The organism is Thermogemmatispora sp., assembly GCF_019683635.1.
Taxonomy (GTDB): Bacteria; Chloroflexota; Ktedonobacteria; order Ktedonobacterales; family Ktedonobacteraceae; genus Thermogemmatispora.
Map to the genome: position 1 here is coordinate 1 of NZ_JADGIA010000137.1, position 13,974 is coordinate 13,974.

The window sequence follows — 13,974 nt, forward strand, 5'->3', positions numbered from 1 at the left end:
ACAGCAGGCTCACCAGCGCCAGCGCTGTCAACACCAGCCACAGCAAGCGTAGAGGTTTCTGCTCCATAGCAACCTTGTAGCCTCTCAATCCTAGCCGATACCGAAAGCAGAACAATCTGCACGCACGACAGAGCGCTGTAGCCCCTGGCTAGCAGAGCTACAGGTAACGCTCTCTCTGTCTCTCGGCTCTTCTTGCTTTCGCAGGATATAATACGGCGACCCGCAGCCTCTGCAAATCCGGCAAATACCCGATATTGCGTCGGGTATTTACCTGATCTATTAGCTCAACTGCAGATGGTGGCATCCCACTCGCCATGCTCGCGTTTCCCTCGTTCTCCATCCCAGCTGCCGCAGCCTGGGATAGGCAGCAGGCCAGCCCCCAACTTTCCACCTGACAGGCATAGGCTCCGTCAGCAGCATAGACAGATGCCACAGGAGCAGTCGGCCTAACGGGCCTCACCATTATTATCTTTCTCCAGCTTTTCAGGCTTCTTGAATAGCAGGACTGCTACAAGAAGCCTGACATTGATTTTGCAAATTTTCAACAAGCTACCTTTCCTGCCCGGGTCCTCCTTGACTTCCGTGAAACAGGATGGTATACTCTAAGTGTTCCTGGCAGGGAACATTTCCAGGGAACGACCCTGGCACAAGGCGCAGGCTTTGCTTGGAATCCCGAAAGGAGGTTGTATGCAGATGAAGAAACCGATACGCCTCTTAGGGATGGTGTTCCAGATTGACTAGGAGCGCCCGTAAAAGCGGGCTCTTCAAGCCTCTGAGCGCTGCGCCATCGATCTGACAACCGCTGCAACTGAGAGGTTTATGGGCGGTCGCGACGACGGGGTGACCGTCGGGTCCTGGCAGGCGTAAACAGAGGGTATGCGGGGCATACGTAAAACCTATTTATGCCCCGTCCTTTTGTTTTTTTTGTTTTTGGGGGATCATGCTATTCTCCATCGTCCTTAAGGGAGAGCACCGCCATAAAGGCTTCCTGGGGGATCTCCACACTGCCGACCATCTTCATGCGTTTCTTCCCCTCCTTCTGCTTCTCCAGCAGCTTCTTCTTGCGCGTGACATCGCCCCCGTAGCATTTGGCCAGAACATCTTTGCGCAGAGCCTTGATGGTCTCACGTGCTATGACGCGCGAACCAATAGCTGCCTGGATGGGCACTTCGAAGAGTTGACGAGGGATCAGCTTGTGTAGTTTTTCAACCAGCGCACGCCCGCGGCGATAAGCTTCACTGCGATGCACAATGATGGAGAGCGCGTCGACTGGCTGCCCGTTGACCAGAATATCCAGCTTCACTAGATCGGCCTCGCGGTAACCGGCAAAGCTGTAGTCCAGAGAGGCATAGCCCTGTGTGCGCGATTTGAGCTGATCGTGGAAGTCCACAATCAACTCGGCCAGCGGCATACTGTATGTCAGCAGCACGCGATCGGCCTCAATATATTTCATCTCCTTGAAGACGCCGCGCCGCGCCGTCACCAGCTCCATAATCGGGCCAATATAGCGAGCTGGGGAGAAGATTGACAGCTCCACCCACGGTTCTTCAATCTTTTCGATCTCGCCAGGTGGGGGGAAGGCCGAAGGGTTATCGACTTTGACCACTTCCCCGTTGTGCTTCGTGACGTAATATTCTACGTTAGGTGCCGTGGCCAGAATGCGCAGGCCATACTCGCGCTCCAGCCGCTCCTGAATGATCTCCATATGGAGCAGCCCCAGGAACCCACAACGGAACCCAAAACCGAGGGCCGCGGAGGTCTCCGGCTCGAAGGTGAGCGAAGCGTCATTGAGCTGCAGTCGCTCCAGGGCCTCGCGCAGCAGCGGGTAGTCATCGCTATCGACCGGGTAGAAGCCAGCGAAGACCATGGGCTTGGCCGGTTTGTAACCTGGCAGCGGCTCGATCTGACCGAGGGCCTCGGGAACGGTAGCCGTATCGCCAACCCGACAATCTTTGACGTTTTTAAAGCCCGTTGCCAGATAGCCCACCTCTCCAGCGCTGAGCATCTGTGTCGAGACCATGCGTGGCTGGAAGTAGCCAGCCTCGATGACCTCGGTGACGCTACCGGTGGCCATCATGGCAATGCGATCACCAACACGCACACTGCCATCCACGATGCGAACGTAGGCGATCACTCCTTTGTAGCTGTCATAGTGAGAATCGAAGACCAGCGCACGCAAGGGACGCCCAAGGTTGCCATGTGGCGGCGGAATGCGCTCGACAATGGCCTCCAGAATCTCACTGATACCGATTCCCTCCTTGGCCGAAGCCAGGAGACACTCGCTAGCAGACAGGCCAATGACGTCTTCAACTTCCTGGCGCACCCGCTCAGGGTCGGCACTGGGAAGATCGATCTTGTTGATAACGGGAATAATGGTGAGATCCGCCTCCAGGGCCAGATAGAGATTAGCCAGGGTCTGGGCTTCAATCCCCTGCGTGGCATCGATGACCAGTAAGGCCCCCTCACAGGCAGCGAGGCTGCGCGAGACCTCGTACGTGAAGTCGACGTGTCCTGGCGTATCGATGAGATTCAGCTCATACTGTTCACCGTTGCGCGCCGTATAGAGCATGCGCACAGCCTGAGCCTTGATGGTAATGCCCCGCTCCCGCTCTAGCTCCATCTGGTCCAGCACCTGCTCGGTCATCTCGCGGCTGGAAATGGTGCCTGTGTATTCCAGAAGACGGTCGGCCAGGGTCGATTTGCCGTGATCAATGTGCGCGATGATGCAGAAGTTGCGAATATGGGCTTGATCCGTCATGCTTCAATGATGCCTCCGCACAACACTTCATCGCCATCAGCGCCGCCGTAGAAGACTGCGCCCTGCCCTGGCGTAACAGCCCGCACCGGCTGCTCCAGAGTGACAAGAGCACGGCGACCCTCTAGCGGCGTCACCCACGCTCGCTGCTCGCTGGCTTTGTAACGGATGCGGACCGCAGCCTCAAATGGTTCTGTCGGAACATCGCCGCTGATATAGTGCATGGAGTGGACGGTAAAGCTGGTACGCTCCAGGGCATCTGCCGGGCCAACAATCAGAGCGTTCCGCTCCGTGTCAATCTTGAGCACATGGAGTGGCTGGGACGAGGTCAATCCGAGGCCGCGCCGCTGCCCAATGGTGTAGAAGGCCAGACCTCGATGCTGTCCGAGTAGGTTGCCTTCGCGATCATAGATCGGGCCAGGACGCGGAACCGTCAGGATGGTGCTACGTTGACCTACGGCGACCTCGCTGGCCGCATAACGCTGGATGAAACCGCGATAGTCGTCGTGGGCCACAAAACAGATTTCCTGGCTCTCGGGCTTGCTGGCCACAGGCAGACCGCGCTCCGCCGCCATCGCCCGTACCTGCTCCTTGGTATAGGCCCCCAATGGGAACCAGGCGCGGGCGAGCTGCTCCTGGTTGAGCACGTGCAGCACATAGGACTGATCCTTCTGCCGATCAACCGCTCTTAGCAAGCGGTACTTCCCTGTCAGGGGATCATGCTCAACGCGCGCATAATGGCCAGTGGCCAGATAGTCCGCCTCCAGCGCCAGCGCTCGTCTCAAGAGCACCGTGAAACGGATAAAGCGGTTGCAGACCAGACAGGGATTAGGAGTGCGACCAGCCACATACTCCTGATAAAAGTAGTCAACGACCTGATCCTTAAATTCCTGCTCGACATTCATCAGATAAAAGGGAATGTCAAGCAGGCGAGCTACGCGCCGCGCATCGTCAACCGCCTCCAGCGAGCAACACTTGTTTTGCACCACGCGCTCAACGCCGTCATCCTCTTCGCTGCCTGGCTCAGCCCAGAGGCGCAGCATGATGCCGATGACCTCATGCCCCTGTTCCTTGAGAAGGGCAGCCGCTACCGAGCTATCCACGCCGCCGCTCATGGCAACGACAATTCTTGCCATACTGCTGCTTCCTTCCCGCTACTTTCACTCGTCTATTTTCTTTCCCTTCTTGTCTTTCTCTCAGTATCCTCACCAGGATCGACTGGGACAGGCCGTCCTTGAGCGTGAACGGCCCAAGTGAGCGAAAAAAGACTAGCCCACCGCCTGGCTAGCCTCTTTCTCTCTGTCTTTCCTTCCTTCTTTCCTTCAGTACCCTCGCCCGAATCGGCCCCTCTGCAAGCGTGGTTGACGCACTTTGAGTGCTCTATGAATTGTACTTTCGCTCAGTGTAGCACAGGTTGCCGTCCTTGTCAAACAGATGGAGCCTTTCCCCGTCGTGCTTCGCTCAGTCCCGTCTGACTGAGCTACCTCTCGACGAGAAAGCTGTTATCGTGTATAATAGGCGCAACGTCAACAGGCCTGACAGCTATTGGCTGCCGGAGGCCGACACCCACGCAAGCTCGACTCAGCGGCAGGAGAGCGGATCGAGTCACCCTCGTCGCGCTCAGTAAAGCTGAGCTGGTGAGCAACGGAAGAGCAGCCGCCTTGGCTGAAGTGAAGATCTTGCGGCGCCGCGCCGACCGCAGCAGACCCTGTCAGCACGCGCAGAGAGACCTAGGGCTGCGGCAGCGGGCCCGTGTAAGCAGGAGTGAGTCAGCAATGGCAAAGAAAGCAGGTGCACGCAGCGGGACACGGCAGAAAGCCCGTGCGCAGAAGCACATCGAGCTGGTTCGCCAGGCAGGACAGGGGGAGCGGACCAGAGTCTCTACCCTGGAAGATAGTCCTGCCTCGCAGAGCCAACAGCATACCTCTAGCACCGCTGCCCAGGCTCGTCCCGAGGGAACACCCGAGCGGGAACGCTCGGCGCTTCCTGCTGAAACTTCTCGTCCAACCAGCGCGGCCAGCAAGCTGGCTGCTCGTCGTCAGGCGGGCCGGGCCGCTCAGCGCAGCGCCGCTTTAGTTACCCCAGAGCACTACGAGTATGTCCGTCGAGACCTGATGATCATTATGATCCTGGCAGCTATCATGTTCGCAACACTGATCGTTCTTCATTTCGTGCCAGCTCTCGGCGGCTAGAACAGCAGCGCTGCCTCCCATCCAGTGCGCGCTCACCGCCCAGTGAACCGGGTAGCGAATGCGGCAGGGGAGCCATTTCTTCTCTCCAGGACAAGGCTCGCACCGATCCAGCCAGCTTTCCAGTGCCAAGGAAAAGAACAGAAGCACCGAGGCTATTCCTCTTCCCCTCAGTGCTTCTTCTTTTTCTTCTCCCTCAGTGTCGAGGATCTCTCATCCTGGATGGCCTGCCTAGAGGTCGCACAGTTGCCTAAAGCCAGACAACCGAACGAGAAAAGAGCCTTGCAAGGCTCGCGCTGTTCTGCCTCCTATCCTGCCTGGCGCTAGTGCATCAGGGGACCAGTATTCAGCCCGGCAGAAATACCCTGGCGATGTTCAGCCGGAATCGTTACGCCCAGCACGCGCTGCATGGCCATGGTGTGCGAACAATGCCCCCAGTCCTGGAAGAAGCGGCAGGTGCAGTTCCAGACTCCATGATCATAATTGGTAGTATGGACATCGTTCTCGCCACGGAACTTGGCCTCGAAGCGCGTAAACTGGATACGCTCCGGCTCTTCCGCATAACGCTTGGCTTTAGCGATTTTGCTGATCATGCTTGAATTCACGGTCGGTACTCTCCTTCAGGTGTAGCAAGCACCACTTCACATACAGATCAACGGCAACTGTCTCACGAGGCGTGGACAACAGCTCATGCCAACAGGTGTGGCCTATCCCATCCCATCAGCAATGTTCTCAATGTGCAAGGGGCTGAAGGCCCGAGAGCGCGTCTCACCCTCCTTTCACGCGAAGTCTCGCCCCGGAGCAGAGGGACGAACAGCCACCAACACTGGCCCACTCACTCCTCTTCGCAATCAGATACGGAGGCCACCTGCGCCTGGGAGACATCCCAGCAACGCCATCATGTGAAGAATCTGTGTAGAGCCTGGTGATGAGTGCATGTTGACCGTGACAAGAGAAATAAAAAACACCAGGGCCGAACCTCCCCAGTGTGTATGCATGCTAGCCGTTGGCAGTATGGGCTGACACGCCTGCCTTCCGCGACGTAACCCGTGCATCCTCTTTCTCTGAGTGCATAGGCGGCAACCCTCGTAATTGATATCTTCCCCGTTGAAACTCTGCACCGTCCTGGTAAGACCAAGTATACCACAGATTGGTGTGAATGTCCAGGGGCAGGATTAACCCATCTCCGCAGGGCGGACAGAGGCCGCGCCATACCAGTCGGGCAGGCCGTCCCGCTGCTCTGTGAGCGCTCCATCGTTGTTCATTTCACGGCTTTTTCTCCCTGATGCTCTGGCTGCAGCGACCACCGATCAACCACTCTGGTCCTTCCCCGACCAAAAATACCTTTCCAGCTCCTTCATCATCCTTGTGGGACTGCTGAGCACTAGTGAAGCTAGAGCAAGCAGCCGACGCCGAGAGCCGGTCGACCGAGCTGGTCCTGTTGTTTGTGGGCCACTCGCTTGCGGTCGCAGGTGCCAGGGCTGGCTGCGCCTGGCCTGATTAGACAATGGGCTTTCTCCCTCCGAAGCCGCCAGACATCTCGATCTTATTCCGTTTCTCGCCGATCACTCAGATCACACCGGCAGTGTTAGCTACTTCACTGCGTTCTCTCTCCTGCCTCGGCTACACTCACTATTGTCACCGCCCGAAACGCCGCACCGCTTGCTTTCGTGGTGGGTGGATGCCGCTTGCTCGTGGCCTTATGTTCATCAGGCATGAGCAACGTTGAGTGAGACGGATTCGCGCGGCGGCCAGGGCCACGGCTTTTGGCAGCCAGGCCCACTTGCCTCGCTGGCAGGACCCTGGCCTGCCTCGACCGTGAGGAGAGGACCCTATCTATGAGCAGTTGCCATCCATTTCGATCTGGTCCCTCTCTGCTGCGGCGCAGAGGAACCTTCCTGGCCAGCCTGTTGCTGGCGTTCCTGTTGAACGCCTGCGTCTTCCCCGGCCTGAGTCCCAGTTCCACAGGCGCCCAGAGCAGTGCCCCGTCAGGAGCAACAGTCGTCTCCCGACAGGCTCCGACCCCACTTCCTGACAACCACGTCATTGTCGACCAACCCGTCATCCATAATCTCCCCCCCGGTCAAGTTGTGCTTCAAGACCTCGTCCTGCCTTTGACCATCAACCTGCTGTACAACGATACGGCCCTTGAGCGCACGCTCGCCCAGATCTATACGCCCGGCTCACCGCTCTACAGGCACTATCTGACGCCGCAACAGATCCGTCAGGCCTTTGGTCTCAGTGATGACCAGATCCAAAAGGTGCGCCAGTGGTTCAGCAGCCAGGGTTATCGCATCCTGGCAGTCGACAGCCTGGGTACCTCGCTGCGGGTGGAAGCCTCGGTAGGCACTATTGAACATAGCCTTCATGTGCAGTTACAGCAGTATATGCAGCAAAACGGCCAACGCAGGCAGCAGTTCTATCTGCCCACGGGCCAGCCCCGCCTACCGGCGTACATCGCCCCCCTGGTCCAGTCGATCATCGGCCTCAGTACCTTCGGGATCTTCCAGCCAGAGCAGCGATCCCAGCAGCCGGGCCTGACAGCGGCGTCTAGCCCAGGAGACTGCCGTCAGTATGGGGCCAGGCAGACGCTGACACGCGCTCAACTGGCCGCCGCCTATCAGTTTGACCAGCTCTACCAGCAGGGCCTGCAGGGCCAGGGCACAAGCATCGGCATTCTCGAACTGAACGAGCCATTCGACTCGCGCGATGTTGCTCTGTACTTGGCTTGCGCGGGAGTCCAGCCACCTTCCATCGAGGTTGAGAACGTCGTGGGAAAGGTAGCGCCCGGACCCGGCCAGGGTGAGGCCGCTCTCGACATCGAGTTAGCAGGCAGTCTGGCGCCGCAAGCCCATCTGGTGGTCTACCAGGCAAAGGGGGCTACAATTCAGGACATGCTGGCTATTTTTCAGCGTGTCGCCGCCGAGAATCGGGTGGCAGCGCTTAGCGTCAGCTATGGAGCTCCAGAGGATGCACTCAGCACCAATGAACAGCTCAGCCTGGCACGAGCACTGCGCATTCTGGCTACAGAAGGAATCTCTGTTCTTGTGAGCAGTGGCGACTGCGGGGCCTTCTCTGAGCGCCTGCCTAATATCGCCCTGGTGGAAATGCCCAGCGCTATTCCCTACGCTATCGCTGTGGGAGGCACGACCCTGCAGGTTAATGCCCACAATGAGCGCACCGCCGAAACAGCCTGGGGACGTATGGCAGGCGCTGGATCGTTCTGCCAGAATGATTGGGGCAGCGGCGGAGGCGTCACCCAGTCTTCTGTCTTCAAACGACCATCCTGGCAGACCGGTTCTGGCCTGAATAGCCACTACGATGGGACAGCTGATCTGATTATGACTCCAGACCTCGCGCCAGTCCAGGCCCCCAACGGCCTGCGCCAGGTCCCCGATGTGGCAGCCGCCGCCGATAACATTGCCATCTTCTGGAATGGACGCTGGGTGAGAGCCGCTGGCACTAGCGCCGCCGCCCCCATCTGGGCCGCGGGCCTGGCTCTGGTCGATCAGAGCCTGCGCCAGCTACACAAACCTCTTTTCGGCAGCACGCCGACCGTCTACTGGCTGGCCAACCATCCCGGTCGCTCCCAAGTGTTCAATGATGTTGTGAGTGGCGATAACGGCTTCTATCGCGCGACTTCCGGCTGGGACTATGTCACCGGCTGGGGCTCGCCCAACTTCTTCGCCCTCCTCCAGCGCCTGCAGTCGGCCTGAGATTAGCGAGGGCGGGAGTCAGCAGAGAAGCTCCTGCCCTCGCTCCTGCGCTGGCGAGATTTCCCTTTTTACCTCCCTCCTGCGACCTCTCCGTTCAGCCAGCCCCCCAGGACAGCAACGATTCCGCATCTTTCTCTCTCCGCTCATTGACAGAGGTTCTGCACTCGTGTATACTATCCATACATCGTTCGATTTTCAAAAGGTGTTAGGTAGATGGAGAAACAGCGTCCAGGCAAGGCGCGAGAACGACGTCGAGCCCGTACCAAGCAGCTCATTTTGAGCGCAGCGGAAGAGATCCTCAACGAGAAGGGACCAGAAGCTTTATCGATGCGCGAGCTGGCCAGTCGCATTGAATACAGTCCAGCCGCGCTTTACGAATACTTTGGCAGCAAGGAAGAGATCATAACTGCTCTCTGTGAAAAGACGCTGATAGGTCTCGCCGAGGTGCTCAGCGAGATTCCGCCTCAGCTGCCACCTGCTGAGCGCTTGCTCAGAGCCGGGCTGACTTATCTGCGCTTTGCCCGGGCCTTTCCTCAGCAGTATTTGCTCACCTTCAGTAGCGGCAGAAGCGAGCAAAACCCCCTGCACCTCGTTGAGGCCAGTCAGGCTTATAATCTCTTGCGTCAGATCATTGCCGATGGCATCGACCAGGGTGTTTTTCTCCCGCGTCCCGACTATGGCCTTGCAGAAATGACATACCACTGCTGGGCCATCGTCCACGGGATGGCCATGCTACACCTGACCCTGCTCAGTAGCGAAGGGCAGAATCTTGAGGATCTGCACGAGCGCGTCCTGCGGGGCCTGATCGCCGGCTTGCAGCACCCCTGATTTTTTTGTCCCTCTCTCTACCGAACGACGTTCTTTTTTTGAAAATCGTAAGGGAAAGTCGCCAAGCCAAGGAGGCTACCAATGACCCATGCTATCATCAAGCAAAGGATGACAGCCCATATTGAGGGCAGCTTTGTAGTGTTCTTAATCGGCATGCGTATCAATCGGCCCTGGCAGCTTCACAAATGGCTCCCGGTCTTCCTGGCCATGCCACGTATGCTCAAAGAGCTAGTCCGTCAGCCTGAGCTTGGTTTGCTTGGCTATCACCTTCATATCGGGTTTCCCACGAGCATGGTCGTCCAGTACTGGCGCTCTTTCGAGCAGCTTGCTGCCTACGCTGGACAGCGTGATGCACAGCACTGGCCGGCCTGGGTTGCTTTCAATCGGCGTGTTGGCAGCAGCGGAGCAGTTGGTATCTGGCACGAGACCTATTGTGTCGAGGCAGGGGCCTACGAGTGTATCTACAACAACATGCCTCCGTATGGCCTGGCGCAGGCTGGCCAACTCGTTTCCGCTGTAGGGCGCAAAACAACGGCGGCTGGGCGCCTTGCCAGAAGCTAACGCGCCTGCTATGCTACAATCAATAGGTTGCGAGGCCCCCAAAGAGAGGCCAGGATCAAGCCTACCACAACGCTCGCGGTCCAGCATGGAGGGCAAAACCAGATGGCGGACCAGCTTGATGTCGCGACTGTGCTTTATGCCTACACGCGGGGCATCTTTCCTATGGCCGACTCCCAGGGACAGATCCACTGGTATGCTCCAGATCCGCGCGCCATCCTCGAACACGAGCGGCTGCATGTCTCTCGTTCTCTACGCGCTACACTCCGCAAAGGTCTTTATGAGATCCGCATGGATAGCGTCTTCACGGAAGTGATGCGCTCCTGTGCAGCTCGTGAGGAGACCTGGATTAGCGAAACCTTTATTCAGACCTACACTGAGCTGCACCATCTCGGTCTGGCCCATAGCGTCGAGGCCTGGCACGCTGGTCAGCTTGTGGGGGGCCTCTACGGTGTAGCCCTGGGTGGAGCCTTTATGGGAGAAAGCATGTTCTCGCGCGCTCCCGATGCCTCGAAAGTCTGTCTGGTGGCGCTCGTCGAGCACCTCAAAAGCCGCGGCTATGTTCTCCACGACGTCCAGTTTCTGACCCCCCACCTGGCAAGTCTGGGGGCCAGCGAGATTCCCCGGCGCGAATACGAGCGTCGCCTGCGTCACGCCCTTCAATTGTCCTGCACCTGGTAGAAGAAGAACAGGCGAAGAGCAGAGAGGAAGGAAGCCAGCCATGCGTATTGTGATCGCCCCCCAGGCCCTCAAGGGAAGCTTGACGGCTCCCGAGGCCGCCCGGGCCATTGCTCATGGCTTTGAGAGAGTGCTGCCAACTGCCGAGCTGGACCTCGTTCCGATCGCTGACGGAGGCGAGGGCACCGTTGAAGCCCTGGTCAGCGCTACCGGCGGGCAGCTCTTACATGAGCGGGTTACAGGGCCGCTGGGCGAACCAGTGGAAGCAACCTTCGGGCTGCTCGGGGACGGGCAAACTGCGGTGATTGAGATGGCCGCCTGCGCTGGCCTGCCGCTGGTCCCCCCAGAGCGACGTGATCCTCGCCTGACGACGACCTACGGCGTAGGTGAGTTGATCCGCTCCGCGCTGGACCACGGGTGCCGCCATTTGATCATTGGTATCGGCGGCAGCGCGACCAATGACGGCGGGGCCGGTATGGCCCAGGCCCTTGGGGTTCGTTTGCTCGACGCCGAGGGGAAGGATCTTCCCTATGGCGGGGCCGCTCTGGCGCGCCTGGCCCGCATCGTGCCCGATGGACTTGACCCACGCCTGCGAGAGAGTCAGATTGAGGTCGCCTGCGATGTGACCAATCCCCTCTGTGGTCCCCAGGGGGCATCGGCGGTCTACGGTCCTCAAAAGGGAGCCACTAGCGAGATGGTCGCTCAGCTGGATGCGGCCCTTGATCACTACGCCAGGATCATTCGACGCGACCTGGGCCAGGACGTGCGCGATATTCCTGGAGCCGGAGCTGCGGGAGGACTGGGGGCCGGTCTGTTGGCCTTCCTTCAGGCTACCCTCCGCCCGGGGGCCGGCCTCGTGCTGGAAGCCGTAGCCCTGGCAGAGCGCCTGCAGGGAGCCAGCCTGCTCGTGACAGCCGAGGGACAGATCGATCGCCAGACCGCCTACGGTAAGAGTGTAGGTGCCGTGGCTTCTCTTGCCCAGCGCTGCGGCGTCCCTGTCCTGGCCTTGGCTGGCAGTCTGGGAGAGGAGTACCAGGTGGTCTATTCTCTGGGGGTCGAGGCGGTCATGTCCCTGCTGCCCGCCCCCCTCTCGCTGAACGAGGCCATGACCCAGGCCGCTTCTCTGCTGGCCGATGCCAGCGAGCGAGCAGCGCGCTTGCTGTTGCTGGGCCAACGCCTGCCACCCCCTTGAAGGGTTTACTTTCGAGCGATATAATTCGTCTATACTAAAGGGAACTACTCTCAAGGTCGGAGACGTGAAGAAACCGCCGCGCCCTACCTGCCCGTCTATGTGTCTCTGGGCAAGCACACCAGCCAGACACTCTGGCAACTGGCAACATCCAATTAGCCGACCAGGCAGGATACGGGGAAAACAGGGTCACCACCTCTTGATTGCCACTTCCAACTCTCCAGCTGAGAAATATTGGAAGGGCGAAAAGATGTTGTATCCTGTGAACGGTTTCAAGCGTCTCTATAGTTAAGCAGAGCGATAACAGGAGACGCTTGCTCAATCCGTTGGTAGTCCAGAATAGAGGGAGCGCCGTTATCATGCCGGACCGTCTCTACGCGACCGATAACGCAGACTTCGAACACCTGCTGTCACTGGGATTCACAGAAAGCGAAGCCAAGCGGCTTCTCTATCTGCGAGACCATGTCGATGAGCAAGTCGAATATCGCGAAATTTTAGAGGAAAGCCGTCGACTTAACTTTATCCGCTGGCTGATCGAGCACGATCGGATCAGCAGGTAATGCAGATAGATTAAGCCAGGAAGCAGAGCGGCAGGTCTTTGACCTGCCGCTTTTTGCTTCACTACTCTGCTGGCCCGCTGCCGATCCGCCTCGAAAAGCAGCAAGAGATTCCGAGAAAGGCAACCACGACCGCTAGTACAGACTGATACGGAGCATTCCCGGCGACGAGGAGGCCCCAGGGCGGCTGACCATAGGCTTGCTTAGTAATTGGCTGCCAAACGTCAACCGGGCGGCGATCCCACAGGAAGGGTGTAAACAGAAGCCTGCTTGTCCCGACGCAGGAGCCTTGTCTCTGCCACCCCTCTACCCGAGCAGGCAAGCGGCCAGATTCTTGCTACGCTCCAAAGGACCAGTATTTAATGAGGGGGCAAGCCCGGTCCCCTGTTCTGGAAGGCTTGCTCAATCAGCTCGATCACCACCTCATGAACGCTCCGACGCTCCTGCAAGGCATAGGAGCGTAGCCAGGAAGCAAGATGCGGTGGGAAGGAGATAGTCAGTCTTTCAGCAGAGGAATACAGGGAATCCTGCCGAAGAGGTGCTCTCTTTTGCCGATGAAGATCAAGGAATTCTTCAAAGGAGCACGAGCACAATCCCTGAACACGATAGCCGCCACCCGGGCAGGGAGAGAGAAACCACCACCACTTTTTATGGATGTAGATGTGCGCCGTTCCCTGAGTATAGCCAGTTGCTGCTTGGATCTCGCTATCCTGAATAACGCGGTTCTCACGTTCAGCCTGTAAGAAAAAGTCATAGGCCCGAGTGATCTTCGTGAGCATATGCCTCATGGCTAAGTGCTCCTCGCCAGATATGGCCCGTCCAGGACGCTTTCCAGGGGAGATAGCTAGATACACCAGAGCATTCCTGTTTAAGACAAGAATATCATCTATCATCATACCATTTCAATACATACCGAGAGGAAAATTCGCCGCAGTACTGCAGACGAAGAGAGGGGAGGCTGATAACCTCTCGACAAAGAGGCTTCAGATGGGCTCGTAGCGGGACACTGTTAACCAGCAGGGTGAAAAGAGAAAGGAAAAGCCAGGAGCAGCAAAGTTCAGGCAAGAGAGACAGCAGAAGAAGCGCGGTTAGAAGCAAAGCCTGCTGCGCGGGTCTGAGCAGGTCATAAGCCGAATTCTGTTCCCGTGCCACCTTGCGGTGACCCGGGCGGCAATCATCTCTCTGGGACGACGGTTACCCGCCGCCTCTAGCGACCAACCCGAGGGGTAACAGGCGAGCAACCTGCGAGCATTCCCAGCTCGTGGCCTCCAGCGCAGCTCACGAGGGGGAATGCTACTCCCTCTACTCGGTCTTGCTCCGGATGGGGTTTGCCCGGCCAGACGGTCACCCGCCTGCCGGTGGGCTCTTACCCCGCCATTTCACCCTTACCCGCAACGGCCTCCAGGCCGGCGGGCGGTATCGTTTCTGTGGCACTTTCCTTGGGGTCACCCCCACTGGCCGTTAGCCAGCATCCTGCTCTGTGGAGTTCGGACTTTCCTCGGGC

11 protein-coding genes and 1 other RNA gene are annotated in these 13,974 nt (G+C 58.4%); 7 read left to right on the plus strand and 5 right to left on the minus strand.

Features of this window, described 5'->3' with window-relative positions; genetic code table 11:
• Positions 1-943: 943 nt before the first annotated feature.
• Together lepA and mnmA are read right to left on the minus strand one after the other, a co-directional pair.
• Positions 944-2,758, minus strand: coding sequence for a translation elongation factor 4 (gene lepA, locus IRZ31_RS14665; RefSeq protein WP_297154914.1), 1,815 nt, complete (start codon positions 2,756-2,758; stop codon positions 944-946).
• Positions 2,755-3,891 carry a tRNA 2-thiouridine(34) synthase MnmA gene (mnmA, locus tag IRZ31_RS14670; RefSeq protein WP_297154916.1) on the minus strand — a complete coding sequence of 379 codons (1,137 nt, stop codon included), beginning with the start codon at positions 3,889-3,891 and terminating at the stop codon, positions 2,755-2,757. The genes lepA and mnmA overlap by 4 nt, the downstream gene beginning before the upstream one ends.
• A 639-nt stretch (positions 3,892-4,530) precedes the next feature.
• Here mnmA and IRZ31_RS14675 point away from each other — a divergent pair.
• A complete protein-coding gene (locus IRZ31_RS14675; protein ID WP_297154918.1) occupies positions 4,531-4,947 on the plus strand; it encodes a hypothetical protein in 417 nt (138 codons plus the stop codon).
• Positions 4,948-5,267: 320 nt separating this feature from the next.
• On the opposite strand, the gene IRZ31_RS14680 is transcribed toward IRZ31_RS14675, so the two are convergent.
• A complete protein-coding gene (locus tag IRZ31_RS14680) occupies positions 5,268-5,549 on the minus strand; it encodes a hypothetical protein (RefSeq protein WP_052888578.1) in 282 nt (93 codons plus the stop codon).
• Positions 5,550-6,782: 1,233 nt separating this feature from the next.
• On the opposite strand from IRZ31_RS14680, the gene IRZ31_RS14685 reads away from it, so the two are divergent.
• The 6 genes from IRZ31_RS14685 (at position 6,783) to IRZ31_RS14710 (ending at position 12,473) form a co-directional block, all read left to right on the plus strand.
• Complete coding sequence (locus tag IRZ31_RS14685; protein ID WP_297154920.1) at positions 6,783-8,660, plus strand: S53 family peptidase; 1,878 nt, start codon at positions 6,783-6,785, stop codon at positions 8,658-8,660.
• 213 nt (positions 8,661-8,873) lie between these two features.
• Positions 8,874-9,488, plus strand: coding sequence for a TetR/AcrR family transcriptional regulator (locus IRZ31_RS14690; protein ID WP_297154922.1), 615 nt, complete (start codon positions 8,874-8,876; stop codon positions 9,486-9,488).
• 81 nt (positions 9,489-9,569) lie between these two features.
• Complete coding sequence (locus IRZ31_RS14695) at positions 9,570-10,049, plus strand: DUF4188 domain-containing protein (protein WP_297154925.1); 480 nt, start codon at positions 9,570-9,572, stop codon at positions 10,047-10,049.
• Between the two features lie 102 nt (positions 10,050-10,151).
• Complete coding sequence (gene aat / locus IRZ31_RS14700) at positions 10,152-10,727, plus strand: leucyl/phenylalanyl-tRNA--protein transferase (protein ID WP_297154927.1); 576 nt, start codon at positions 10,152-10,154, stop codon at positions 10,725-10,727.
• Positions 10,728-10,767: 40 nt separating this feature from the next.
• On the plus strand, positions 10,768-11,916 hold the full coding sequence (locus IRZ31_RS14705) for a glycerate kinase (RefSeq protein ID WP_297154929.1): 1,149 nt from the start codon (positions 10,768-10,770) through the stop codon (positions 11,914-11,916).
• A gap of 311 nt (positions 11,917-12,227) precedes the next feature.
• The gene (locus tag IRZ31_RS14710) at positions 12,228-12,473 is read left to right on the plus strand and encodes a hypothetical protein (protein ID WP_297154932.1); all 246 of its coding nucleotides are present in this window, start codon (positions 12,228-12,230) and stop codon (positions 12,471-12,473) included.
• A gap of 356 nt (positions 12,474-12,829) precedes the next feature.
• On the opposite strand, the gene IRZ31_RS14715 is transcribed toward IRZ31_RS14710, so the two are convergent.
• Both IRZ31_RS14715 and rnpB read right to left on the minus strand, forming a co-directional pair.
• A complete protein-coding gene (locus IRZ31_RS14715) occupies positions 12,830-13,258 on the minus strand; it encodes a hypothetical protein (RefSeq protein WP_297154934.1) in 429 nt (142 codons plus the stop codon).
• Positions 13,259-13,581: 323 nt separating this feature from the next.
• Positions 13,582-13,974: RNase P RNA component class A (gene rnpB, locus IRZ31_RS14720), an RNA gene on the minus strand; the annotation flags it as partial.